Raw genomic sequence first — 22,813 nt, 5'->3', positions numbered from 1 at the left:
ACGCAAGAGCTGTGCCTTCCTGCAAACGACGACGCTTAGTAGTGAGCCACTGCCTTGCTGATTTCAAAGGAAGCATTACTCGCGTTCAAGCTATCCACAGCCTGCTGACGTGTTTTGAAGAACAAGTTCGGCCCCCAGTGCTGGGTTGGCCCCATGGCGACAATGGTATCCTCGAGCCGATAGAAGATCTGGTAATTCTTTGTCATTCCTGGAAAGGTAAAGCCAGACTCCCAGGTCTTGTCGATACCAAAGGTCGTTGTGTCGACACCCGAAGCAGTGGCCGCGACATCTTTTGCCTGGATGCGCCATGTGGTTGTCGCACCACTGGCGATGCTCACGCTATAGGACTGGGCCGCCGGATCGATCTTGAAGGTCGCACACTTGACCACGAGTCCTGCGGTCGCCGTGCTTCCCGTCGCGTCAAAGAAGACTCCCTGAATGACAGGCAGCACCTTATCTTGCGGCTTACCCACCGCAACGGAGGCCGTCCTCTTGAGGCGTATGCTCGTTCCGGCGAGGGCAACCTCAAACGTGACAGTGTCTGTCCCCTCTTTGGCCACATCGGCGCGGTAGGTCACACGGGTAGTCCCTTCCACAGGAACCGAGAGGCCACCGTCCGGGGACCCGAGGAGCTCGCCTGCGTTTCTGGTCGTCAGCCAGCGGTACTCCAGTGTCTCCCCTGCCTTCAGAGGACGCAACCCCGCGAGGTTGCCCGTCAAGGCAACCGTCTCCTGGTTCTTCAGGGTTGTGGTCGCGGGAGTCACCGTGAGCCCCACCACATTGACCTTTGCCTCGGCGGTTCCCAGCACCAGGCTGTCCTTACTGCCCGGCCCTCGGAGAGTTACCTGAACCGTGACGGTATCCGTCTCCCCGACAGCTCCCTCGGCGTGGTAGCTGACGCTCGCTGCCGTGCTGGCTTCGATCCGCTTTCCATTGCCTTGGAGCCCGTCGGTGAGGCGTCCAGAGCTGCAGCTCCAGGTGTAGGAAAAGAACTGCCCCTCCCCTGCCTTGGCATCACGCAGGTTTACTTTAAGCTCCACAACCCCATCGCCTTGCACCACGACCGACTCCGCAGGTGTGAGCTCGACTTTGAAGTTATCAACCTCTATGTCCCAGAACTCGAGCTTCTTGCTGATGGTCGAGTCCACAAACAGGCGACTTCGGTTGACAGAGTCCAGGAGCTTGTCGGTCGCCTCCAGCATCGCCACAAGCCGCCCGACTCCAGGAACAATGGTGCCATTGATATTGATCCCCTCGGTGACATTCTTCGCAAAGAGCTCGGGACCATTGCCTGTAAGCTGCTTGAACAGAAACTGCATCGTGGTCCCGACAATCTTCTGGAAGCTCCCCGAGGTCGCCCCGGTTGCCGGGTCGATCGTCATAGACTTCACCAGCACGATAAAGACATCCAGAGGCTTCCTTCTCCCGCCAGCCACTAGCTCCAGCTGTCCGGGGAGCACCTCACGGACCGCCTTGAGGAGCTCCTCCGTCAGTCCCTTGATCAGCTCCTTATCGCCTGCCAGCTTCCCGGCCACGAAGCTTAGCACAAAGGGGGCGAGGAGGTCTTCAAAGAACAGACGGAGGTAGAGGTTCTTCAGGTTGACTCCCTCGACATACTCACGCTGTGCAGGCAAGAGCTCCGCCAGGTGCTCTTCGTTGCCGGGGACACTCCCTGGCATCAGGACATAGGCACGGTACTTTGTCCTAAGCGCTCCGTCGGGGTTGACCTTCAGCCCTACCACATCCGATGCCGAGCTAAAGAAGCCCGCATCGATCGAGCCATCATCGAAGGTCTTATTACTGTAGTAGGCCTCGATCCAGCCCGAGATCGTGTTGGCAAAGCTATCGTAGGACTTGGGGACAGGAATCTCGGAGAGGCTGAGCTGTAGGGGGACACGCGGCGCTACCAGCTGATCAATGGGAACATTTTTGCTATCCGTGTAGCCGATCTGGTTGACCACCAGCATCGCGCGGCGCAGGTACTTATTCTGTGCAAAAACGGCATTAGGCTCCTTGGACTGAGCGACTTCAACACCACTGCGGAGGCCCGGTGTCTGGATGATCACGCCACGTGTGGCCGCACTCACCGCAGGCAGGAGGCTCTCCGCCTCGGTGGCAACCAAGCCCAGTAGGCTGGTCGTGTCCCCGCTCAGGCGCTTGGGGTTTGCAGCCAGGAAGCTCGCGACCGCCGGTCCAATGCGCAGCCGCACCGAGTCGCTGGCGGCGATAATCGCGCGGACTCTCTCCTGAATCTCGGCAGGCAGGAGGTAGCCCGCCAGTGCATAGTAGAGAAGCACCTCCGCCGTGCTCGCCGCGGAGAGCGCCGTCTGCGTGCCGGAGAGCCAGCCGTAGTAGAGGATCGCGCCGCTTGCCTCGGTCACGAATCCGAGGGTCGTCTCTGCCTGAATGACCTGAACACTGGCCGCCCCACTGGCCGCTGGGCTCTCGCTCCCAAACGCGGTCGCAACCTGGAGCGCCGTGTAGGTGGGCAGTGTTCCGATGAGGCTCCCATGGTCCACAGTCGCAGCCATGCGCCCCAGGGTGAGAGAGCCTGTCGTCCCGCCACCGCCGCCACGGATGGGGCCAAAGCCGAGGTTCCAGCCCCCACCACAGCCGCTTGCGAGTGCGGTTACCGGGGCGGCAAGTGCCAGTTGTAGAAATCGTCGTCGTTGCATCGGAAAAACTCCTCCTGGCTCAAACTTTAGCGGGGAGGCATTAGCCCAGCGTTAGAGTTAGCAGGTTTTTTGCCCTTCTGCCTTGAAAAGAGCTCTCATGGACTACCGTATCTTAGGCAAGACCGGGCTCTCGGTCTCGGCGCTGGGCTTTGGAGCCGCACCGCTCGGGGGGCCGTATGGGCCGATCACGCAAGCCGATGCGACACGCACGGTGCGGCTAGCGCTCGACTTAGGCGTGAACTTCTTCGACACGAGCCCGTGGTACCAGGCATCGGAGGATGTCTTGGGCGAGGCGCTGGTGGGAGTGGCGCGGGAGAGCTATGTCCTCTGCACCAAGCTAGGGCGCTACCCCAGCGCAGAGAGACCCAGCGGCGAGTTCGACTTCTCCGCCGCCCGCGTTCATCAGAGCATCGACAACAGCCTGCGCCGCCTCAAGACCGACCAGCTCGATATCGCGCTCTGCCACGATATTGAGTTCGCGGATAACTTCCAGCAAGTGATCGACGAGACCCTTCCGGCGCTGCGGGAGTGTGTCGCGGCGGGGAAGGTGCGCTTTGTGGGGGTCAGTGGCCTGCCGCTGGCGATCTACCCCAGGGTGCTGGACCAGACACCGCTGGATGTTATTCTTAGCTACTGCCATACCTCCCTTAACGACGATAGCCTTTGGGACTTAATCCCGTATCTTGAGGAGAAATCGGTCGGGGTGATCGGGGCGTCCCCGCTGGCGATGGGCCTGCTCTCCGACACGGGGCCGCAGCCCTGGCACCCCGCCCCTGAGGCGCTCCGGCTCGCCTGTCTGGAGGCGCTCGCCTGGTGCAAGGCCCATGGAGTCTCGCTCGCCGAGCAAGCCGTGGCCTGGACCCTGCAAAACGCGCCGGTCGCCACCGTGCTTGTCGGGATGAGCTCCGAGGCACAGGTCCGCCAGAATGTCGCCACCGTGGGAACTTCCCCCGACCCCGAAGCGATAAAAGCCATACAGGAAATCCTCGCTCCCGTTCACCGCCTTACCTGGCCCAGTGGAAACGTCACGCTATGAAAAAACTTGTTGTCACTCTCGCGCTGAGCCTGCTCGGCGCCACTGCCTTTGCCCAGCCTCTCAGCCCCGAGGCCAAGACCCGCACCCTGGAGACCCTCCAGCAGGCGATCGCCCGGCGCGCCTTTGTGCCCGGAGTCGACTTCAGCAAGCTCCCCGATGCCCTGGAAAAACGCCGCGCCGAGCTCGACAAGGCCGAGGACATGCGCGCGTTCTCCAACACGGTCAACCAGGTGCTCCGCGACTTTGGGATCAGCCATATCCGCCTCTTCACCCCGGCGGCGGCCCAGCAGCGGCGCACCGGACAGGCGATCGGCTTTGGGCTCGGCATGGCACCCGCCCCCGATGGTCTGGCGGTCTCCACCCTCGCGCCGGGGAGCCACGCAGCCGGTGTCGGGCTTGCGATCGGTGATGTGATCACGGAGGTGGAGGGAAAGCCCGCGGGCAACAACCCCACCAGTGTCGACCAAGACGGCCGCGAGACGAGCCTGATTACGGTCAAGCGCAAGGCCGATGGCGCACAGAAGCATGTCATGCTCCTGCGCAAGCCCTACTCCACCATTCGCAAGCCCACCCTCACCTGGCCCGCACCCGGTGTGGCCCGCTTCACCCTCCCCAGCTTCACCAATGGCTACAGCCAGCCCGAGGTGGACGCGCTCTTTGCCGAAGTCGCCAAGGCGAAGGCAAAGGCGCTGATTGTCGATCTGCGCAACAACGGCGGGGGGCTGGTCAACAACTCCGCGCACCTGCTCTCGCTCCTCCTACCCCCCGGAACCCCGACCGGCTGTAGTGTCACGCGCCAGATGGTGGCGGAGTACAAGGAGAAGACCGGCAAGGAGAGTAGCGACCCCATTGAGGTGGCAAAGTGGAAGGGTCCGGACCGCAAGACCACCCTGCGCAAGCTCCCGCCCTACCAAGGCAAGGTGGTCGTGCTCATCAACCGTGGCTCGGCTAGCGCCAGCGAGATTGTCTCGTCGGTGCTGCGTGAGGAGCGCAAGTCCCTCGTGATCGGGCAGCCGTCGGCGGGCGCGGTGCTGACGTCGATCTTCGCGCCGCTGCCCACCGGCTTTGAGGTCCAGCTCCCCCTCTCGGACTACATCACCCCCAAGGGCGTGCGCCTGGAGAAGAACCCGATCAAGCCCGATGTCGAGGTCGCCAACGCCCTCCCCGCCAAAGAAGAGGCCAGCGACCCCTGTGTGCTAGCCGCTCTCAAGGCACTAACAAAATAAAACCACCTCTTGCGCGTCCACGGGACGCTCTCTTCCTTGTGCCGGGGATTTCTAATCCCCGGCACTCGGGTATACTCCCGCCATGGCGGAGAGTGTCTGTCTTCTAAGCTACTTTCTCGGCAACGGCGAGACCGGGGCGTATCTGGCGGTCAGTGACGACGGCTGGGGCTTCTCGCCGCTGGTCGAGCCCAATGTCCCCGTGATCGTCCCCACCGTCGGCCCGGACAAGCTCATGCGCGATCCCTGCCTGGCGCAAGGCCCCGACGGCCTCTGGCACCTGGTCTGGACCACGGGCTGGTGGGACCGCCATGTCGGCTACGCCACGTCGCCCGACCTGCTCCACTGGAGCGCACAGCGCACGCTTCCCGTGATGGCACACGAGCCCGATGCCCTCAATGCCTGGGCCCCCGAGCTGGTCTACGAGCCGCAGGGCCAGCGCTGGGTGCTCTACTGGTCCACGACTATCCCGGGACGCTTCCCCGAGACCGATCCCCAGGCTGGCCCCGATGCCAGTGCCTCCGGCAAGCCGCTCAACCACCGCTTCTACTTCTGTGAGAGCCACGACAACGGCGCGACCTGGTCGGAGACAAAGCTGCTCTGGGACCCGGGATTTAACTGTATCGATGCCACGATTGTGCCGGATGGCACGAGCTGGCTGCTGATCGGCAAGGACGAGACCCGGGTCCCACAGGCACACAAGTGGCTCTTCGTCGCACGCGGCACCAGCGCCACGGGGCCCTTTGAGAGAATCGCCCCCCGCATCACAGGCGACTACTGGGCAGAAGGCCCCACTGCCCTGAAAATCGAGAACACCTGGCGTCTCTACTTCGACCGCTACCAAGAGGACACCTGGGGCGCGGCGGAGTCCGACGACGCCGTGCACTGGCACGAGGCGAGTGAGAGGCTCCAGATGGTTCCTGGTGCCCGTCACGGCATGGTGGTCAAGACAACGCGCTCCCTTGTGAACACACTCCGAAAGGCACTCCTATGAGCTACCCCCACCCCAAAGGCTATGTCTGCGCCCGCGCCAGCCAGCCGATCGTGATCGACGGCGACCTGACCAAGCCGGTCTGGCAGGCCGCGCCCTGGAGCGATGATTTTCTCGACATCGAGGGCGAGAGCAAGCCCGCCCCCCGCTTCCGTACCCGCGTCAAGATGCTCTGGGACGAGAATTATTTCTATATCGCCGCCGAGCTGGAGGAGCCCGATATCTGGGCGACGCTCACCGAGCACGACTCCGTGATCTTCTACGACAACGACTTCGAGGTCTTCCTCGACCCCGACGGCGACAACCACGACTACGGCGAGTTCGAGATGAACGCCCTCAACACCACTTGGGACCTGCGCCTGCCCAAGCCGTACCGGGATGGGGGGCCCGCGCTCAATGAGTGGGAGATCGAGGGCATCAAGACCGCAGTCAAGGTCATCGGCACCCTCAACGATGCCCGCGACCGCGACCACGGCTGGACCTTGGAGCTGGCGCTTCCCTGGAGCGGGCTCAAGACCCTGCAAGGCGGAGGCTGCCCCACGCTCGGGCAGCAGTGGCGGGTGAACTTCTCGCGGGTTGAGTGGGATATCGAGCCTGTGGATAACTTCGACTACCCTGTGGATAACTCCCTCCCGCCTGTGGATAACTCCGGGAAGATCCCCGCACCCTACCAGAAGATCCCCAGCACCCCCGAGCACAACTGGGTCTGGAGCCCGCAGTGGGCCATCGACATGCACCGCCCCGAGTTCTGGGGCTATGTCCAGTTCGAGGCATCCCCTGAGGCCCCCTTCCGCCCCGACCCGGACTGGGACGACCGCTGCCACCTCATGGAGCTCTACCGCGCCGAAAAACGCCCCGAAGGCTGGAGCGCCACGCGCGGCAACCTCATCGTCACCCACGACTCCCGGATTCGCCCCACCGGTTGAAAACCGGCGTCTGCAGTGGCTTCGTTCCTCAGCCGCAAAGCCCGGGTACCCTCTGGGTGCGGGCTACCGAACCTATCCCCCAGCCCGGCACGGGCTTCGCGGCCGAAGGCCACTGCAGACGCCGATTTCCAATCGGCGGCAAAAAGCGCCTCTTGACAAGCGACAGAATCGCCGATATTCTAAATGTGAACACGTTCAATTTTAGGAATCAGGGAGTTTGTGATGCTTGCCGAGAAAGTGATCCTCTACGACGATAGCTGCCCGCTGTGCCAGCTCTACACCGAGGGCTTTGTGCGCCTGGGGGTGCTTCCCCGGGCGGGGCGGGTGGCGTTTGGACAGGCTCCCGTGCAGTGCCCCGAGGTCTTTGAGACGCTGGACGTCGCGCGGGGCCGGGTGGCGATTCCCCTGATCGACCGCACGACCGGCGAGATTGCCTACGGGCTCGATGCGCTCTTTCTGCTGATCGGGCACCAAGCGACATGGCTCCGGCCCGCCCTGCGCCAGCGCGGGCTCAAGGCGGCGATCTGGCCCTTGTACCGTCTGCTCTCCTACAACCGCCGCCAGATCGCCGGGTGCCAGCCGCCCGTCACTCCCTTCGACTGCCGACCCGAGCGGCACCTGGGCTGGCGGAGCGCCTGGCTCGGAATCGCGCTGCTGGGCTGGCTGGCAGGAGTCGCGGCGCACGCGCTGGCTCCGGTTCTCGTTGTGGCGGCACTTCAGCTAGTGGGCGGGATCTTTGCGGCGCGGCGCGGCTGGGACGCGCTGGGCTCGTTTGCCACCAACTGCCTGGTCTTTGCGCTCCTACTGGCAGTCTTGCCGCTGGCTTGGTGGCCGCTGGCGCTCGCCATCACCCTACTAGACTTGCACCGCCGCGCATGGGTTTTTCGTCTATAATGGCCCCATGAAACGTCTAGAGACAATCACCCAGGAGCCGATCTACACCGAGGCGACCTTCCCCGAGTGCCATGCATCGACGGTGGCGCTGTGCGGCAAGACCCTGGTGGCGGCCTGGTTTGGCGGGACGCACGAGAAGCACCCCGATGTCGGGATCTGGCTCTCGCGCCGTGAGGGCAGCAAGTGGAGCGCGCCGGTGCGAGTCGCCAAGATTGATGAGACCGCGCACTGGAACCCGGTGCTGTTCTACGGCCCCGACAAGACACTTCACCTCTGGTTCAAGACCGGAGCCACCATCCCCCACTGGAAGACCTTCACCATGACGTCGCGCGACTCCGGCAAGACCTGGAGCGCGGCGCGTGAGCTGGTCCCCGGCGACGATACCGGGGGGCGGGGGCCGGTGAAGAACAAGCCGATCCTACTGGCCGATGGGACCCTACTGGCGGGGGCATCAAGCGAGCAAGGCACCTGGGAGGCCTTCTTCGATCGGTCGTCGGACAACGGCAAGACCTGGCAGCGCACACCCAACCTGGATCGGACGGCGCTGGGCGAGAAACACGGGATTATTCAGGCGACGATGTGGGAGTCCGCGCCCGGCAAGCTCCACGCGCTCTTGCGCTCGTCGTGCGGCTACTGCCCCCGCACGGACTCCGACGACAACGGGCGCACCTGGAAGCCGGTCTACGACTCCAAGCTCCCCAACAACAACAGCGGGATCGACCTCGCGCGCCTCCCCGATGGCACGCTGGCGCTGGCGCACAACCCCGTGGTCGGAAACTGGGCCGCACGCACCCCGCTACGGATCGCGCTCTCGTTTGACAACGGTGTCACCTGGCCCAGCTTTGTCGATATCGAGACCGAGCCGAAAATGGAGTTCTCCTACCCCGCGATCATCCCCGTCGGCAAGAACGAGCTCGCGGTCACCTACACCTGGAAGCGCAAGCAGATCCACTTCTGGCACGGCAAGCTCGTCTAGCGGAGCGGCGCACCACTGATATCCAGATCGGGCTTGGTGGTCCAGCGGGCCTTCCAGCCGGGCTTCTCGATCTTGGTGCGGAGCAGGATCGTATTGTCTAGGTCCAGATCGCGGCTCCAGATAAACTTTGCCCCCTCGAAGTTGTAGTCGTAGTAGGGCTTCTTGGGATTGACCCGCTCGTTGGTGAACTCTGTGGCACTCTCCCACTTACTGTCATCGAAGCTCGGCAGAAACCAGCCGGCGGGAATCGGCTCGTTCTTCACGGGCGGGCCGGAGAAGATGGTCTTCACCTTCCACTTCGCATCGGTCACCGTGCCGTCGCTGAACTTTAGCACGAAGCCCCCATCGCCGACATGGTCGCCGTACTCAAAGCCCGTCTTCGGATCGGCGTTGTCCTTGGCAATAATCGCGATCGTCATGGGGTACTCCGGCAGGATATTGACATTGACCACGTTGTGCGGCAGAAAGTCGATGGGATCGACCGCCACGAGCTTGCCATTGATGTACATCGCAAACCAGTTGTCGGCGTAGATATTGGCCTGGATGATATCGGACATCTCGGGCTTGACGATGCCGGGCTGGCCGCCACGGCGCGGCGGCTGGGCCACGGCAAGAGCGGCGGCACCGATCAGGGCACCAATCAGATAGGGAGCAAACTTTTTCATGGGTTCTGCGACTGCCTTTCGTAGGAGACATTGAGCACGGACGTGGCGAGGATCTTGCCCTTCATCGCGGTCAGCAGCGCCTCGCGGGTGACACCACGGGTCGCCTCGGGCTTGACTTCTTCGGAGAGGGCGTAGAGCGTGAGAATGTACCACTTCTTCCCCGGCCCCTGGGAGCACGGCGGGGTGTACTGCGCACGGCGGTTGACCGTATTGACCCCACGCGCCCCGATCACCGTGTCGTTCTGTGGGATGGCCTTGGTGGCGACCGGGATGTTGTAGACCACCCAGTAGACATGCGGCTCCTCGGTCTCGCCGGGGGGATAGTGGTGCATCACGACAGCGAATGCCTTGGTTCCGGCGGGCGCGTTCTTCCAGGCCACCGGCGGCGAGGCGCTCGCCCCGTCGCAGGTGTAGTCCACAGGCAGGCTCCCGCCGTTCACCACCACAGGGCTCGTCAGCTGAAAGTCGCCCGGCTTTGCCGGAACAATGGTCGGGGCCGCCGAGTCGCGGCGCCCGCCGCCGCCACCACGCTGGCCACCGCCTTGACCGCGCCCACCACTGCCACCTTGACCGCCACGCGGGCGCGTCGGGTAGTTGATCGTCACCACCTTGCCCTCGGGGTTGATGTAGTCAAACGTGTAGCTCCCATCGGTCTCCAAGCGGTAGTTGATCTTGCAGGTGAGGCCCTGAATCACGTAGGTCAGCGCGTAGCTGCCGGGCTTGGGCTGGGAGAACGCCGTGATCTTGGCACCGGGGAGCGGTGGGGTATCGGGGCGGACACTCTGGGCGCGCGGCTGGGGATCGACCTGACCGTCAATTTCCGTCACCTCGCCGTGGAAGCCGCCGTTGAGGTAGGGATAGGTCTTGGTGGCGTGGTAGTGGTAGCCCAAGCCGGAAGTCTCGTGGCCATTGAAGGAGTCGAGCTTGCCCACGGGCTTGCCCCCCGGCTCCAGCAGACCGTAGAGCGGGTAGCCGTCCAGCGCGTAGCCGATGGGCTTGTCCGGCCCGACTGTCTTCTGCAGGCTCACCGGCGCGATATGGTAGTGGTAGTCGTCGGCGCGGCCACAGTGCCCCCCGAACTCATCGAGCTCCCCGATCAGAAACGAGTCCGCTCCCCGGTTGTTGAGGGCATTGAAGATCGGAATCCCATTGGCCGCCAGCGCGATCGCCCCCCGGAAGAAGTGGGTCTTTGCCGAGAGCGGGTTGGCGGCAGGGACGGGCCTCAGCGGGACACGCCAGGCGTTGTTGCCCGTGTAGCTCTGGGGCATCGGGACTTGTTGCTGCCAGCTCGTGATCCCCACCATCATCGGGTGGCTGGGAATCCCATCGGACTCCACGTAGAGATAGCGCTCGTCCCAGCGGGTCTTGACCTTGGGGGCAAAGGCATCAAAGGCCGCTGCTGCCACAGGCTTCGCACTCGTACTCTGCGGCCGCGGCTCCCCCACCTCGGCAAAGAGGCTGGCATTGAGCTGCTGAATCCGCGCCGCGATCCCCTCCGCATAGCGCTTCTCATCGGGGGCGAGCTGGGCCAGCGGGATCGCCTGCAGCCCCGTGGCGCTCTGCACATAGACACTGCCCTGGCGCACGTGGGAGAACGCACCGGTGACACTCCGTCCCGTCGCCTGGTTGTGCCAGCTCCGCTGCGTGGCCGGGCTGAGGTCGTGGCCGCCGGGGTGGGCCTGAGCGCCCCTGCCCAGCACGCAACAAACCAGCAAGAGCAATAGTGGGTTGATTCGTCTCATGACGACTATGAAACAAGGAATTTATGAAGGGCGCATGAAGGCAAAGCGCCGATTTTTCCGCCTAGCGCGCCAGCCGGGCGAGCTCCGCCCCGGTCGCGGCGGCGATCACGCTCTCCGGCGTGGCGTCTTGGCGGCTGAGCTCACAGACCAGGTTTCCCTCGCGCATCACCATCACCCGGTCGGCGAGGGCGAGGATCTCGGGGAGGTCCGACGAGATCAGCAGGACCCCGATTCCCTCACGGGTGAGCTTCTGAATCTCCTCATGGATCAGCGCCTTGGCCCCCACATCCACGCCGCGGGTGGGCTCATCCAGGATCAGAACTTTTGGGTTGGTGGCGAGCCACTTGGACAGGACCACCTTCTGCTGGTTCCCCCCAGACAGCTCCGCGAGGCTCTGCTCGACACTCTGGCAGCGCACGGCGAAGCTCTCGCGCCAGGTCTGGGCCAGCTCGCGCTCCTTGCTGGGCGTGAGCCAGGGGCCCTTCAGGCTAGCGAGGCTATTGTTCTGCCAGATACTCCAGGGCAAGAGCGCACCTTGTTGCTGCCGGTCCTCGGGCACCAGTGCGATTCCCTGCTTCATGGCATCCTCGGGGCAGGTAATCCGAACCGGCTTCCCTTCGAGGCGAATCTCCCCGGAGTCGAGCGGGAGCAGGCCAAAGAGCGCCCGTGCCACCTCGGTGCGGCCCGCGCCCACCAGCCCTGCCAGCCCGACAATCTCCCCAGAGTAGACCGCCAGCGAGATATTCTTAAACTTCTTGCGCCGTGTCAGGTTCCGTGCCTCCAGAAGTAGCGGGCCTTGTAGGTGCACGGTCCGCGCCCCCGACTCGCTGAGCTCGCGCCCGACCATTCTCTGGAGGGTCTCCTGCACCGTGGTCTGGCCGATGGGGCGGTCCGCATCGACCACCTTCCCATCGCGGAGCACCGTGATACGCTCACAGAGCGAGAAGACCTCCTCGGTGCGGTGGCCGATAAAGGCGAGTGCGCAGCCCTCTGCCTTAAGCCGCGCGATAATCTCCGCCAGGCGTGCCACCTCGCCGGGTGTCAGCGAGGCTGTGGTCTCGTCGAAGATCAGCACCTTTGCATTGAGCGAGAGCGCCGCCGCCAGCTCGATCATCTGCCGGTCCGCCACCGAGAGACCGCGCACGGGTGCCTTAGGGTCGAGCGCGACTCCCAGCGTGTCCAGGAGGCGCTTGGCTTCGTCGTTCATGCTCTTCCAGCTCACCAGGCCCTTGCTGCCCGGCTGGCGCCCGATAAAGATATTCTCCGCGACCGTCAGATCGGGAAAGGTCTGCGGCTCCTGCGGGATCAGCGCGACCCCGTGCGCCGCCGCCTCGCGTGTCCCGGCGAAGTGCACCTGCTTGCCGCCTAGCTCTAGGTGCCCCACGGTCGGAGCATGCACCCCGGCAAAGACCTTGGCCAGGGTGGACTTGCCCGCCCCGTTCTCCCCCACCAGCGCATGCATCTCGCCGGCGTACAAGGCCACCGACGCCCCCTCCAGCACGGTGACACCGCCAAAGGCCTTGCTCACGCCCACACTACGAATGACTATCTCGCTCATCACTACGCCCCATTATACGATGTCTTGTATAATTGCTCCTAACAGAGGAGTTTATGATTATGGGACTGATGGAGCGGCGAAAGATCAAGGAGCTTCGGGAGACAACACTGCCAGAGCGCGTCCAAGAAATTGAGGAGATCTGCGGCAAGGCGGTTCCTTATGATGTCGATTGGGAGAGCTTGGCCGATGACCTAGAGGGGCTCAACTTCCTGGACAACCTCTCGTGTCACCGGCTGAACATGGCACTCCGGACGATCTGCCTTGACGAGCTGGGTAAAGAAGCCGTGCGCGAGGGGCTGACCCTCATTAAGCTCAAGAATGTCAAAGACAAAGCGCAGATGCAGATGACCTTCGAGGGGGGCGTGCTTGAGATGCACTGCGCCTACGCCCTACAGACCGACGGCATGTTCCGAGACAGCGACATCTGCACGCTACTTTTGGCAAAGCTGTAGAGACGACTGCCTCTCAATACTTGTCTATGATGCACAACAGGAGGTAATAACTCAATGGATACGCTAAATCTCTATCGAGAGAAAATCAAGGAAGCGCTTCTTGCGTATTCCCAAGAGAGTGTCCCGCAGGCCGATGTGGAAGTAGAGACAATCCTCGATACGCAAAATGACCACTACCAGCTCATGACGGTAGGCTGGCGTGGTGAGCAGCGCATTCACGGCACCGTTCTGCATTTAGACATTCGTGGGGGAAAGATATGGATTCAGCACGATGGTACTGAAGAAGGAATCGCCCACCGCTTGGTAGCTGCAGGCGTTCCTAAGAGTGACATCGTGCTGGGATTTTAATCCCCGTTCAAGCGCCAGTTCACCGAGTTCGCTGTCGGCTAGGGTAGCTTCACCGTGAACGTGTAGGTGCCGCTGGTGAGGCTCTCGGTCTTTCCGGGGAGCTCTAGGCGAGCCGTGGTGTTGGCGGGGATGGTCACGTTGACCGTGGCGCTGTTGCCGCTCTTTTTCCAGCTGGCGGAGACACGTCCGCGGATCGAGTCGTAGCTGGCGCTGGCGTGGTTGAGGACGGTGTTAAAGCGCGGCTTGATCACCAGCTTCTTCCAGCCGGGGCCGTCGGTGTCGATCCCCACCAGGCCCGTGGTGAGCCACTCGCTGACACAGCCGAGCCAGTAGTGGTTGAAGCTGTTCATCCCCGGGTTCTGGAAGCCTTTCTCGGGAGTCCAGCCATCCCAGCGCTCCCACATCGTGGTCGAGCCGAGCTTGACTTGGTACAGCCAGGAGGGGTAGTCGTCGTTGAGGACAAGCTGGTTAGCCAGATCGGTGCGGCCGACCCCATCCAGGGCGAAGAGCAGGACGGGAGTCCCGATAAAGCCGGTGGCGAGGTGGTTCTTCTTGGCGGCCAGCAAGCCTTCGAGCTGCTTCTGCGCCCCGGCCCGCTTCTCCTTGGGGAGCAGGTCCCAGCCCAGCGCCAGCGCGTAGAAGGTCTGCGATGCCTTGCCCTTGTCGGTGACACTGCCATCTGCGCCGACAAACTTCTCGTTGAAGGCGGCCCTCACTTTCTCGGCGAGGGCGCGGTAGGCCTTGGCCTCGTCGGGCTTGCTGATGGCATCGGCCATGGTCGCCATGAGCTTGGCGCAGTAGAAGTAGTAGGCCGTCCCGTGCACCGCGGACTGCTGCGGTGCATCGAGGAGCAGCCAGTCGCCGTAGGCCCCAACCTGACGGATGCCCTCGGGGGCGACCTTGTTCAGGTGCTCCATGTAGCGGGTCAGCCCGGCCCAGTGGTCACGGATCGCCTGTGTGTCGCCGAACATCTCGTACATCCGGTAGGTCACCACCACCCCGGAGTCCTCCCACGCCGCGTTGCCCCGGCCCACCATCGAGAGATAGGGCGCGACATCGGGCAAAGCGCCATCGGCGCCTTGGCCGTCCTCGATCAGATCGACCAGCCACTTGGTGAAGAACGCCGCCGTGTCGCGGTTGAGCATCGCGGTCTTGGCGAAGACCTGGGCATCGCCAGTCCAGCCCGCCCGCTCGTCGCGCTGGGGACAGTCCGTGGGCACATCGAGCGCGTTGCCGATAAAGCCCCAGTCGATATTGTCGGTGAGCTTGTTCAGGAGCTTGTTGTCCGAGTCGAACGTCAGCGTGTCGGCCATCTGCGAGTGCACGGCGATCCCCACCACGTTCTTGGGCGCGGGCGCGGTGTCCAGGCCCGTGATCTCGACATACTGGAAGCCATGGAAGGTGAACTTGGGCTCCAGAGTCTGGGTGCCGCCCTTGAGGATATACGTGTCCGTGGCCTTGGCGGCGCGTAGGTTGGTGAAGTAGGCCGTGCCATCGGGGTTGAGGCGCTCGGCGTGGCGCACGGTGACGGTCTGGCCCGGCTTGCCCGTGACCGTGATCCGTGCCCAGCCGGTGAGGTTCTGCCCCAGGTTGTAGATAAAGGTCCCCTTCTTAGGCTCCGTGCGCGTGGTCGCGGCGATCGCGGCGGCGGGGCGGATCGGCTCGCCAGGGTGCGCCTCGACCACGATGGGCAGGTTGGCAAGGGTCTGCACCGGCTTCCAGTCTGTGGCGGTCTTGCGGGTGTCCACCTCCTCGCCCATGAGCATGTCCGATGTCAGGATCTGCCCGTAGGCCCACTGCCAGTCCTGGCCCGTGCCGATCGTCGCCTTGGTGCCATCGACATACTCGATATTGAGCTGGAGCTTGAGGCGCGGGTCGCCGTCGTAGTAGCGCCGCCGCCCTGTGAAGGCCAGGTAGCTCGCGTACCAGCCATCCCCAAGCTGTGCCTGGAGCTGGTTGGGCCCCACCGTCAGCTGCTTGGTCACATCGTAGGCCAGATAGTGTACCCGCTTCTTGTACTCCGTCCACCCCGGCGAGAAGACATCGTCGCTGACCGGCTTGCCATTGAGCCCCAGCTCATAGACCCCGAGGGCGGTGGCGTAGAGCAGCGCGCGCTTGACCGGCTTCTCCACACGGAACGTGTTGCGGAAGTGCGGCGGCGGGGTCATGGCGTTGTTGCCGCTCCCTCCCGCCTCGGCCTTGCCCCAGGGTGCCATCCCCGCCGGCCCAAGAATCTTCACCGGCTCCCAGGCACGCCGCGCGACACTGCCCTCCCAGCTCTTGCCGGTTGGGTACTCTTTTCCATTGACCACGAGCTTGGCGATCAGCCCCGCGGGGTTGGGGGCATCCCCCTCGTTGGTGACCGTCACCACCACCGTGTTCGCGCCCGCCACCAATAAATCTTTGAGATCGTAGGTGTTGTAGAACTTCCAGTCGCTGCCCTTGGCCGTAGCGAGGTTCTTGCCGTTCACCGCGACCGTGTAGCTATTGTCCGCCGTCAGTGCGATCCGTGCGCTCGCTCCGGCGGGGGCATCGAACTGGACACGGAAGCTGCGCTTGCCCACGGGCGGGGTCTCCGGGTCGCTCGCCAGCCAGATCCAGCTGGCACCGTCGAGCGTGAGCGGCGGCAGGGCATTTGCTGGCTTGGGGAGGGCGGCTTGAATCCACTGCGCCTTCCAGTCATTTGTGCCCAGCCCCTTGGTCCAGTGTGCGGTCGTGCTGACACTGGTCTTGCCCTTGGCATCCCAGACCTTCACCTGCCAGAACGCCTGCTGCCCGCTCTCCAGCGCCTGCCCACCGTAGGGAATCTGGATGGTCTCGTCGGAGGCCACTTTCCCCGTGTCCCAGAGATCGGCCTTGCCCGGCGCGGTGCCCACCATGATCTGGTAGGCGGTCTGCTTCTGGCCTTTTTCCTTACTCTCGACGATCCACGAGAGGCGGGGCTTGGCAAGATCGATGGCGAGCGGGTTGGTCTTGTACTCACAGCGCAGGCGGCCGACCGTGAGCGCGGCCTGGGCGGGAGCAACCAGCGCTGCCAGCGTGGCAGCGGCGAAGAGGGTGTGACGGGTCATGGGGGGATTATACCTGCCGCGGCTAGAAACCGGCGGTCTTGGTTGTCCAGCAGAGGCCACCCAGTACCCCAACAACGCCCGCAAGCAAGTAGAAGATGCTCCCGTACGAGCCCGTGCGCTGGTAGACCTCGGCGAGGAGCACGGGACCAAGGGCGGAGGCGAGAACCGTCAGGAGCTGCGCGGCCCCCTGGATTTTTCCGAGGTGTGCGCGCCCGAAGGCGTGCGCCCAGAACGAGAAGAACAGCACCATCACAAAGCCCCCCGCCACACCGAGCAAGACCGAGATTCCTAGCACCAACCCCATCGAGCGTGCCAGCGGGAGCGCGGCCAGCCCGACGGTCAGCAGGAGCATGGCGATTGCCATCAGGCGGTTGAGGGGCAGCTTGGTCGCGAGAAACCCACCGAGAAAGTTGCCCACCAGCCCCGTCAGCGCCGTGATCGCCAGGGTCGTGTGGTAGACATTGGCGGCAAACCCTAGCTCTTTTAGGACCGACTCATTAAAGAGCCCAATCCCCGACGCGATCAGCCCATAGAGCGCACTGGAGAGCCCCATCACCCAGAACGCGGGGGTGCGCAGGGCCTCCGCAAGAGTCGCACCGCCGACCGGGAGGGGGCTCTCCTGGGCATCGTGCTCGACCGGGGCGCGGCGGACAAGCAGCAGTGCCAATGGGGCCAGCACGAGCACTAGCGCCCACCCAATCCCCGACCAAGCCACCCGCCAGCCACTCTTCTCGATCACCGCCCCAACTCCGGGAAAGGCGGCCATGAACCCAATTGTCATCACCACCGTATAGGTCGCCATCGCCTTCTCTAGGCCCGTCGTGAACCACTGCCCCACCATCGCCAGGCTCACCACCGAGAGTGCGCTCTGCCCAAGCCCACGAATCAAAACCAGAAAGACAAAGAGCAGCGCCACTTGCGTGGACTGGCCCATCGCGATCACGGTCGCCCCTAAGAGCAGCGCAAGCGCCGTGAGCACCGCGCGGCTCCCGAGCTTGTCGAGCAGTGTCCCGATCCCGAGACAAAACAGCGAGCCGATTAGAGTCGCCCAGAGGTTGAGGTTGGCGTAGGCGACGCGCTCCAGTCCAAAGTCCTTGAGCAGAGGCTCGGTGATCAGCCCCAGCCCCTGAGTCCGCCCTGGCAGGGTCCCCACCATCGCCAGAGCCGCCACCCACAAGACAATCCAACCATAAAAGAAGCGCCGCATGGGCCATTGTACCGATATAATTCCCGCATGGAAGCAACGTGGCAGATCGGGGCGTTTGTGCGCCCTTGGGGAAAGTTTTCGTTCGACGAGGCGCTGGCAGGAGTCGCCGCTGCGGGCTACTCGGTAGTCGGGCTGCTGGGTGGGGTGGCGGATATCTCGCTGGCCCTCGATGGCATGGACACGGCGGCGATACTTGCACGACTGGCGGCGCACGGGCTGACCGCGAACCTGGCGTGCCTGCACGTGGACCACAGCGGCAGTGAAGCCGAAGCCTTTGCAAGTATCTCGCGTCAGGTAGAGAGCGCGCAGGCACTGGGCGTGCGCTATTTAATGACCTTTGGCGCCGACCACGAGCCGCAGTTCGCCCGCTGGTACGCCGCCACCCGCTCTGCCGCGCAGCAGGCCGAGCCGCACGGAATCCAGGTGGTCTTCAAGCCCCACGGCGGGTGCACCGCCGCAGCCGAGGAGATCGAGCGCTGCTTTGACCAGATCGCCCACCCCAATGTCGGGCTCTGGTACGATGCGGGCAATATTATCCACTACACCGGAAAAGCCCCTGTCGTGGAGGCGCGGCGTGTCGCGGCGCGCACCACGGGCCTCTGCGCCAAGGACTGCGCGACCCTACGAGGCGAGGTCATGCTAGAGTTTGGCGAGGGAGCCGTGGACTTCCCTGCGGTCTTTGCGGCGCTCAACGAGGGCGGCTTTTCCGGCCCCGTGATGGTGGAGTGCTGCCGCACGGGAACGTGGGAGGAGACAACCGCAAGTGCGCGGCGCAACCGGGAGTTTCTGGAGGCACTGCGCACGTGACAATCACCCAAGTCTCGGTGCGGGATGCCCGCTTCCCGCTCTCCGGCGGCGCGGGGACCGACTCGCTCCACACCAACCCCGTCTATAGCTACGCCACCGCGCTGCTTCAGACCGACACCGGAGCCACGGGTACGGGCCTGGCCTTCACGCTGGGCGGCGGCAATGAGCTGGTCTGCCAGGCAATCCAGCTCCTCGCAGAGCCGCTGGTCGGGCTAGAGACCGAGGAGCTGATGGCGCAGCTGGGGACACTCCAGCGCCGGCTCGCGGACCACCCGCAGCTACGCTGGCTCGGGCCACACAAGGGGGTGGTGCAGCTCGCGCTCGCCGCGCTCAACAACGCCTGCTGGGACCTCTGGGCCAAGGCGCACGGTGTCCCGCTCTGGAAGCTCCTCCTCGACCTCTCGCCCGAGGCGCTCCTGGCGACACTCGACCTCAGCTATGTCGATGATGCCCTCACGCCTGCGCAGGCTCTGGAGCTGCTACGCCAGCCGCGCTCCCAGACCCACTTCCTCACCGACGGCTACCCCGGCTACGATACGTCGGCGGGCTGGCTGGGCTACGACGACACCAAGCTCGCCGAGAACATCAAGAAGAGCCTGGGGGCGGGCTTCACCGCGCTCAAGCTAAAAGTGGGCTCCGATGACTTTACCCGCGACCTGCGCCGCGCCACTCTCGTGCGGGAGGCAATCGGGGATGCGGGGAGCCTGATGTGCGACGCCAACCAAAAGTGGAGCCTCCCCGAGGCCGAGGCGGCGTGCCGAGCGCTGGCTCCCCTCAAGCCGCTCTGGATCGAGGAGCCCACCCACCCCGACGATCTCCTGGCGCACCAGCGGCTCAATACCGAGGTTGTCCCCGGTCGGATCGCCGCGGGGGAGCACTTCCCCAACCGCATTGTCTTTAAGAACTACCTCCAGGCCGGTGCGCTCGCCTATGTCCAGGCCGATGCCGTGCGCCTAGCCGGGGTGAGTGAGTTCCTGGCCGTCAGCTTGCTTGCCAAGAAGTTCGGCAAGCCGATCGTCCCGCATGTCGGGGACATGGGCCAGCTCCACCAGCACCTCGTGCTCTTCAATGCGATCGTGCTGGGCCAGGAGCCTGTCTTTTTGGAGCACATCCCGCACCTAAAGCCCCACTTTGTCCACCCCGCGCAGGTGGAGAACGGGGTCTACAAGACGCCACAAGAGCCCGGCGCGAGCTGCGACCTACGGTAGCGGCACGGTGTTCTGGGGGGCTCCGTTGAGAAAGGCACGGATATTGTCGGCGGTGGTCTGGCGGATGCGCCCGACACTCCCAACCGTGTGGTAGGCCACGTGCGGGGTGAGGAGCAGGTTGGGGTAGCGCTCCAGCAGGGGCGGTGCCAGCTCCGCGATACGCTCTTCGTCCTCCAGAACATCCAGGGCCGCTCCCGCAAGCTGGCCGGAGTCGAGGGCCTGTAGGACTGCCGCAAGCGCGACCACGCTGCCTCGGGCGGTGTTGATCAGGACCGCGCCCCGTGGGAGCCGCGCGAGCTCCGCAGCGCCGATCAGGTGGTAGGTCTGGGGTGTCAAGGGCGTGTGCAGGGTCAGCACATCGGCGCGGGTGAGGAGCTCGTCCAGCCCGACATAGGTAAAGCCAATGCGCTCGGCTTCGTCGGGGAGGGGCGCGATATCGTGGGCGAGGACCGTCATCCCAAACCCCACCCCGATCTTGGCCGCGCACCGCCCGATCCGCCCCGCTCCGACCACCCCCAGGGTCAGCCCAAAGAGGTCCAGCCCCCGTAGGCCACCGAAAGGAAACCGCCCCGCGTCGGCGTCTTTGAGGACCGTGTGTAGGTGGCGCTTGAGTGTCAGCAAGAGGCCGAAGGCAAACTCGGCCACGGTGTGGTCGCCGTAGTGGGGAACATTGCAGACCGTGATCCCGCGCGCGCGCGCCGCCGCCAGGTCGATGTGCTCAAAGCCGGTCGAGCGGGTCGCGATCAGCCGCACGCCGGGCAGGCTATCGAGCAGCTCGAGGGTGACCAGGTCCCGGCTGGTCACACAGAGCACCGGGGCATCGGGAGCGAGGGTCGGGGCCACGTCGTGCTCAGGGAGGAGCCGCACCATGTGGTCGTACTCCTCTTCCAAGTCCGAGTAGGCGGCGGTGACGATTATTTTCATGGTACGATTTTCCCGGCATGCGTCTGATTCTCCTCCTGCTGGGCCATCTCTGGTCGCTGCCCAACACCGTCATCGGGCTCTTCTTCGGGCTGGGAGGGCGGCTCTCGTGGGACAGAGAGAACCGCGTGTTCCTCATCGACGGTGGCTGGGTCGCGGCGAGCTTTGGGCGGCGGTACTTTTCCGGGATGTGTATCGGCGATGTGGTGATCTGCTCACAGAAACTCTCCGACAATATCTACCGTCACGAGCTGGTACACGCGCTCCAAGGCCGCCTTCTTGGGCCGCTGTACCTGCCCCTGACTCTCCTGGGCTACGCCTGGGGCTACATCGTCTTCCCCAAGAACGGGCACGATGCGAGCCCTCTCGAAGTCTGGGCGGATCGGGCATCCGGAAATGCGGCAAGCAATGCGTACCTCAATAACAGAATATAGCTTGCGGTTGTCTCTTGTGTCAGGCAAAATAAACAAATTCGAGGGGGGCTGAGACTTATGGTTGTCTGTCGTCATTGTGGCACAGCAAATCAACCGGGGCAGGTGAACTGTATCAAGTGCTTGAGGGACTTGATCGATCCCAGCATGATTGGCAAGATTCCGTGTGTCAACCATGCAAACCGCGAGGCCACCACGAGCTGCAATAGCTGTGGCTCGCGGCTGTGTGATCGCTGTGCGTACTTACTGGGAGAGCTGGAGTTCTGTGAGAGCTGCGCGCCCGAGGGGGCTATCTCCCGTGAGCATGACGAAGACTACGAAGCCATTCCTGTGGTGCATGTCGAGGATGCCGAGGTCGGGCGTCCCGCGATGAGCTCTCGGGTGCTCTCGTTCCTGGTCGATACCCTGGTAGCAGCCCTCTTTGGCATCGGTCTGGCGGCACTCCTGGCGATGTTTGCGGGGGGAGTCGGGCACAAGACAACCTACCAGTTCGTGCGTGATACCCACCGGATGCACTTCTGGATCTACTGGCCCGTCTACTTTCTTGCCACCCTGACCTACCATACCCTCACGGTCGGCATCACCGGCCAGACCTTCGGCAAGTACATCGCGGGGATCATTGTCCTCAACCCCGACGGCACGGTCGTCACCACCAGGCAGGCCCTGATCCGAGCTCTGGGCCAAGTGATCTCGCTCCTGCCGCTGGGGCTGGGTTTTGCCCACGCCTTCCGCAGCGACGACGGCGACACGTGGCACGATAAAATGTCTGGGACGATGACGTTCCGTTATCAGGATACAACCTAAGCACTCAGGAGATTAAGATGGCCGACGAGACAACTGCAGAGTTCGACACCGAGACAATTGCCCAGGGCTGGGCACAGCTCGCGGACCGTCGGCCCACCCACCAGACGGAGCTCGCCTTCGCGGCTCGTACCGATATCGGGCGGGTCCGTGAGAACAACGAGGACAAGTACGACTTCTTCACCCCCGACGATGCCCCGACCCTGGCGCTCCGGGGACGGCTCTGGGCGATCGCCGATGGCATGGGAGGGCACAGCGCCGGGCAGATCGCCTCCGAGGCCGGCCTCAAGTGCCTCATCCGCTCCTACTTCGCCGAGCCGGTCGAGGGCAGTGTCGCCGATGCGCTCCAGCAGTCGCTGGCCGATGCCAACTTTCTGATCTCCCAGGCCGCCATCAAGCTAGGCGCTAAGAACGGCATGGGAACTACCATGGTGGCCGCTGTCGTCTTAAACGATATGCTCACCATCGCCCATGTCGGAGACTCGCGTGCCTACCTGCTGCGCGAGGGCGAGCGGATTCGTCAGCTCACCATCGACCACTCCTGGGTGGAGGAGCAGGTGCGGCGGGGGGCACTCAGCCGCGCCGAGGCCGAGGCATCGCCCTACCGCAATATCATCACCCGCTCGATTGGGATGGGGCCGGGCCTCACCGCCGATATCTACACCGAGCGCCTCTTCCCCGACGACACGATCTTGCTAGCGACGGACGGAGTCACGGGGTACTTAGGCGAGGACGCCCTCGCGGCGCTGGTGGGGACCAAGAGCCTCTCCAAGGCCGCTCTGGATATTATCGATGCCGCCAACGATGCGGGAGGCAAGGACAACAGTACTGTCTTGCTACTTCGGGTTTCTTCCATCACTCCTTTAGAACCGGAGGGCTAG

Annotated in this window: 20 protein-coding genes; 13 read left to right on the top strand and 7 right to left on the bottom strand. The window is 63.9% G+C overall.

The features are described from left to right. Positions 1 to 35: 35 nt before the first annotated feature. Entirely contained in the window at positions 36 to 2,675 is a 2,640-nt protein-coding gene (locus tag HNQ39_RS04040; protein ID WP_184192674.1) for a hypothetical protein, read from the bottom strand. Positions 2,676 to 2,772: 97 nt separating this feature from the next. Here HNQ39_RS04040 and HNQ39_RS04035 point away from each other — a divergent pair, with 97 nt between their 5' ends. From HNQ39_RS04035 to HNQ39_RS04010, 6 genes are all read left to right on the top strand, one after another. Further along, positions 2,773 to 3,711 carry an aldo/keto reductase gene (locus HNQ39_RS04035; RefSeq protein ID WP_184192673.1) on the top strand — a complete coding sequence of 313 codons (939 nt, stop codon included), beginning with the start codon at positions 2,773 to 2,775 and terminating at the stop codon, positions 3,709 to 3,711. Beyond that, positions 3,708 to 4,937, top strand: a complete 1,230-nt coding sequence (locus HNQ39_RS04030; protein ID WP_184192672.1) for a S41 family peptidase — start codon at positions 3,708 to 3,710, stop codon at positions 4,935 to 4,937. The genes HNQ39_RS04035 and HNQ39_RS04030 overlap by 4 nt, the downstream gene beginning before the upstream one ends. 82 nt (positions 4,938 to 5,019) lie before the next feature. Further along, the gene (locus tag HNQ39_RS04025; RefSeq protein ID WP_184192671.1) at positions 5,020 to 5,928 is read left to right on the top strand and encodes a glycoside hydrolase family 43 protein; all 909 of its coding nucleotides are present in this window, start codon (positions 5,020 to 5,022) and stop codon (positions 5,926 to 5,928) included. Next, on the top strand, positions 5,925 to 6,851 hold the full coding sequence (locus HNQ39_RS04020; protein ID WP_184192670.1) for a carbohydrate-binding family 9-like protein: 927 nt from the start codon (positions 5,925 to 5,927) through the stop codon (positions 6,849 to 6,851). Before HNQ39_RS04025 ends, HNQ39_RS04020 begins: the two co-directional genes overlap by 4 nt. A 222-nt stretch (positions 6,852 to 7,073) precedes the next feature. Further along, entirely contained in the window at positions 7,074 to 7,745 is a 672-nt protein-coding gene (locus HNQ39_RS04015; protein WP_184192669.1) for a hypothetical protein, read from the top strand. A gap of 7 nt (positions 7,746 to 7,752) precedes the next feature. After that, a complete protein-coding gene (locus tag HNQ39_RS04010; RefSeq protein WP_184192668.1) occupies positions 7,753 to 8,721 on the top strand; it encodes a sialidase family protein in 969 nt (322 codons plus the stop codon). Here the strand turns inward: HNQ39_RS04010 and HNQ39_RS04005 are convergent. The 3 genes from HNQ39_RS04005 to HNQ39_RS03995 all read right to left on the bottom strand — a co-directional run bounded on the left by HNQ39_RS04005 (position 8,718) and on the right by HNQ39_RS03995 (position 12,686). After that, positions 8,718 to 9,386 (bottom strand): hypothetical protein, encoded by a 669-nt coding sequence (locus HNQ39_RS04005; protein WP_184192667.1) that lies wholly within the window; start codon positions 9,384 to 9,386, stop codon positions 8,718 to 8,720. The genes HNQ39_RS04010 and HNQ39_RS04005 overlap by 4 nt on opposite strands. Next, positions 9,383 to 11,128, bottom strand: coding sequence for a YHYH protein (locus HNQ39_RS04000; protein ID WP_184192666.1), 1,746 nt, complete (start codon positions 11,126 to 11,128; stop codon positions 9,383 to 9,385). The genes HNQ39_RS04005 and HNQ39_RS04000 overlap by 4 nt, the downstream gene beginning before the upstream one ends. A gap of 61 nt (positions 11,129 to 11,189) precedes the next feature. Beyond that, on the bottom strand, positions 11,190 to 12,686 hold the full coding sequence (locus HNQ39_RS03995; protein ID WP_184192665.1) for a sugar ABC transporter ATP-binding protein: 1,497 nt from the start codon (positions 12,684 to 12,686) through the stop codon (positions 11,190 to 11,192). Positions 12,687 to 12,739: 53 nt separating this feature from the next. Here HNQ39_RS03995 and HNQ39_RS03990 point away from each other — a divergent pair, with 53 nt between their 5' ends. After that, entirely contained in the window at positions 12,740 to 13,138 is a 399-nt protein-coding gene (locus tag HNQ39_RS03990; protein WP_184192664.1) for a hypothetical protein, read from the top strand. Between the two features lie 54 nt (positions 13,139 to 13,192). Next, entirely contained in the window at positions 13,193 to 13,486 is a 294-nt protein-coding gene (locus HNQ39_RS03985) for a XisI protein (protein ID WP_184192663.1), read from the top strand. A gap of 38 nt (positions 13,487 to 13,524) precedes the next feature. Here the strand turns inward: HNQ39_RS03985 and HNQ39_RS03980 are convergent, their stop codons facing one another. Together HNQ39_RS03980 and HNQ39_RS03975 are read right to left on the bottom strand one after the other, a co-directional pair. Continuing rightward, complete coding sequence (locus HNQ39_RS03980; RefSeq protein ID WP_184192662.1) at positions 13,525 to 16,557, bottom strand: alpha-L-rhamnosidase; 3,033 nt, start codon at positions 16,555 to 16,557, stop codon at positions 13,525 to 13,527. Between the two features lie 22 nt (positions 16,558 to 16,579). Continuing rightward, a complete protein-coding gene (locus tag HNQ39_RS03975) occupies positions 16,580 to 17,764 on the bottom strand; it encodes an MFS transporter (protein ID WP_184192661.1) in 1,185 nt (394 codons plus the stop codon). Between the two features lie 27 nt (positions 17,765 to 17,791). Here HNQ39_RS03975 and HNQ39_RS03970 point away from each other — a divergent pair, with 27 nt between their 5' ends. Together HNQ39_RS03970 and HNQ39_RS03965 are read left to right on the top strand one after the other, a co-directional pair. Beyond that, positions 17,792 to 18,571, top strand: coding sequence for a sugar phosphate isomerase/epimerase family protein (locus HNQ39_RS03970; protein ID WP_184192660.1), 780 nt, complete (start codon positions 17,792 to 17,794; stop codon positions 18,569 to 18,571). Then, positions 18,568 to 19,779 (top strand): enolase C-terminal domain-like protein, encoded by a 1,212-nt coding sequence (locus HNQ39_RS03965; RefSeq protein WP_184192659.1) that lies wholly within the window; start codon positions 18,568 to 18,570, stop codon positions 19,777 to 19,779. Before HNQ39_RS03970 ends, HNQ39_RS03965 begins: the two co-directional genes overlap by 4 nt. On the opposite strand, the gene HNQ39_RS03960 is transcribed toward HNQ39_RS03965, so the two are convergent. Further along, a complete protein-coding gene (locus HNQ39_RS03960) occupies positions 19,771 to 20,703 on the bottom strand; it encodes an NAD(P)-dependent oxidoreductase (RefSeq protein WP_184192658.1) in 933 nt (310 codons plus the stop codon). The two genes, HNQ39_RS03965 and HNQ39_RS03960, sit on opposite strands and share 9 nt — an antisense overlap. A gap of 17 nt (positions 20,704 to 20,720) precedes the next feature. Between HNQ39_RS03960 and HNQ39_RS03955 the strand changes: the two genes are divergently transcribed. From HNQ39_RS03955 to HNQ39_RS03945, 3 genes are all read left to right on the top strand, one after another. After that, the gene (locus HNQ39_RS03955; RefSeq protein WP_184192657.1) at positions 20,721 to 21,134 is read left to right on the top strand and encodes a hypothetical protein; all 414 of its coding nucleotides are present in this window, start codon (positions 20,721 to 20,723) and stop codon (positions 21,132 to 21,134) included. Positions 21,135 to 21,254: 120 nt separating this feature from the next. Then, positions 21,255 to 21,935: an RDD family protein gene (locus tag HNQ39_RS03950; RefSeq protein ID WP_184192656.1), complete on the top strand. Its 681-nt coding sequence runs from the start codon at positions 21,255 to 21,257 to the stop codon at positions 21,933 to 21,935. Between the two features lie 17 nt (positions 21,936 to 21,952). Then, entirely contained in the window at positions 21,953 to 22,813 is an 861-nt protein-coding gene (locus tag HNQ39_RS03945; protein WP_184192655.1) for a protein phosphatase 2C domain-containing protein, read from the top strand.

Source organism: Armatimonas rosea, assembly GCF_014202505.1.
In the GTDB taxonomy this organism is placed as follows: domain Bacteria; phylum Armatimonadota; class Armatimonadia; order Armatimonadales; family Armatimonadaceae; genus Armatimonas; species Armatimonas rosea.
Note: the sequence above shows the minus strand (reverse complement) of the source record. Positions and strands in the feature narration are given on the sequence as shown.

What these genes read in the sequence shown, in the direction of transcription:
- HNQ39_RS04040 (WP_184192674.1), bottom strand. Translation starts at nt 2,675, where the DNA reads ATGCAACGACGACGATTTCTACAACTGGCACTTGCCGCCCCGGTAACC.
- HNQ39_RS04035 (WP_184192673.1), top strand. Translation starts at nt 2,773, where the DNA reads ATGGACTACCGTATCTTAGGCAAGACCGGGCTCTCGGTCTCGGCGCTG.
- HNQ39_RS04030 (WP_184192672.1), top strand. Translation starts at nt 3,708, where the DNA reads ATGAAAAAACTTGTTGTCACTCTCGCGCTGAGCCTGCTCGGCGCCACT.
- HNQ39_RS04025 (WP_184192671.1), top strand. Translation starts at nt 5,020, where the DNA reads ATGGCGGAGAGTGTCTGTCTTCTAAGCTACTTTCTCGGCAACGGCGAG.
- HNQ39_RS04020 (WP_184192670.1), top strand. Translation starts at nt 5,925, where the DNA reads ATGAGCTACCCCCACCCCAAAGGCTATGTCTGCGCCCGCGCCAGCCAG.
- HNQ39_RS04015 (WP_184192669.1), top strand. Translation starts at nt 7,074, where the DNA reads ATGCTTGCCGAGAAAGTGATCCTCTACGACGATAGCTGCCCGCTGTGC.
- HNQ39_RS04010 (WP_184192668.1), top strand. Translation starts at nt 7,753, where the DNA reads ATGAAACGTCTAGAGACAATCACCCAGGAGCCGATCTACACCGAGGCG.
- HNQ39_RS04005 (WP_184192667.1), bottom strand. Translation starts at nt 9,386, where the DNA reads ATGAAAAAGTTTGCTCCCTATCTGATTGGTGCCCTGATCGGTGCCGCC.
- HNQ39_RS04000 (WP_184192666.1), bottom strand. Translation starts at nt 11,128, where the DNA reads ATGAGACGAATCAACCCACTATTGCTCTTGCTGGTTTGTTGCGTGCTG.
- HNQ39_RS03995 (WP_184192665.1), bottom strand. Translation starts at nt 12,686, where the DNA reads ATGAGCGAGATAGTCATTCGTAGTGTGGGCGTGAGCAAGGCCTTTGGC.
- HNQ39_RS03990 (WP_184192664.1), top strand. Translation starts at nt 12,740, where the DNA reads ATGATTATGGGACTGATGGAGCGGCGAAAGATCAAGGAGCTTCGGGAG.
- HNQ39_RS03985 (WP_184192663.1), top strand. Translation starts at nt 13,193, where the DNA reads ATGGATACGCTAAATCTCTATCGAGAGAAAATCAAGGAAGCGCTTCTT.
- HNQ39_RS03980 (WP_184192662.1), bottom strand. Translation starts at nt 16,557, where the DNA reads ATGACCCGTCACACCCTCTTCGCCGCTGCCACGCTGGCAGCGCTGGTT.
- HNQ39_RS03975 (WP_184192661.1), bottom strand. Translation starts at nt 17,764, where the DNA reads ATGCGGCGCTTCTTTTATGGTTGGATTGTCTTGTGGGTGGCGGCTCTG.
- HNQ39_RS03970 (WP_184192660.1), top strand. Translation starts at nt 17,792, where the DNA reads ATGGAAGCAACGTGGCAGATCGGGGCGTTTGTGCGCCCTTGGGGAAAG.
- HNQ39_RS03960 (WP_184192658.1), bottom strand. Translation starts at nt 20,703, where the DNA reads ATGAAAATAATCGTCACCGCCGCCTACTCGGACTTGGAAGAGGAGTAC.
- HNQ39_RS03955 (WP_184192657.1), top strand. Translation starts at nt 20,721, where the DNA reads ATGCGTCTGATTCTCCTCCTGCTGGGCCATCTCTGGTCGCTGCCCAAC.
- HNQ39_RS03945 (WP_184192655.1), top strand. Translation starts at nt 21,953, where the DNA reads ATGGCCGACGAGACAACTGCAGAGTTCGACACCGAGACAATTGCCCAG.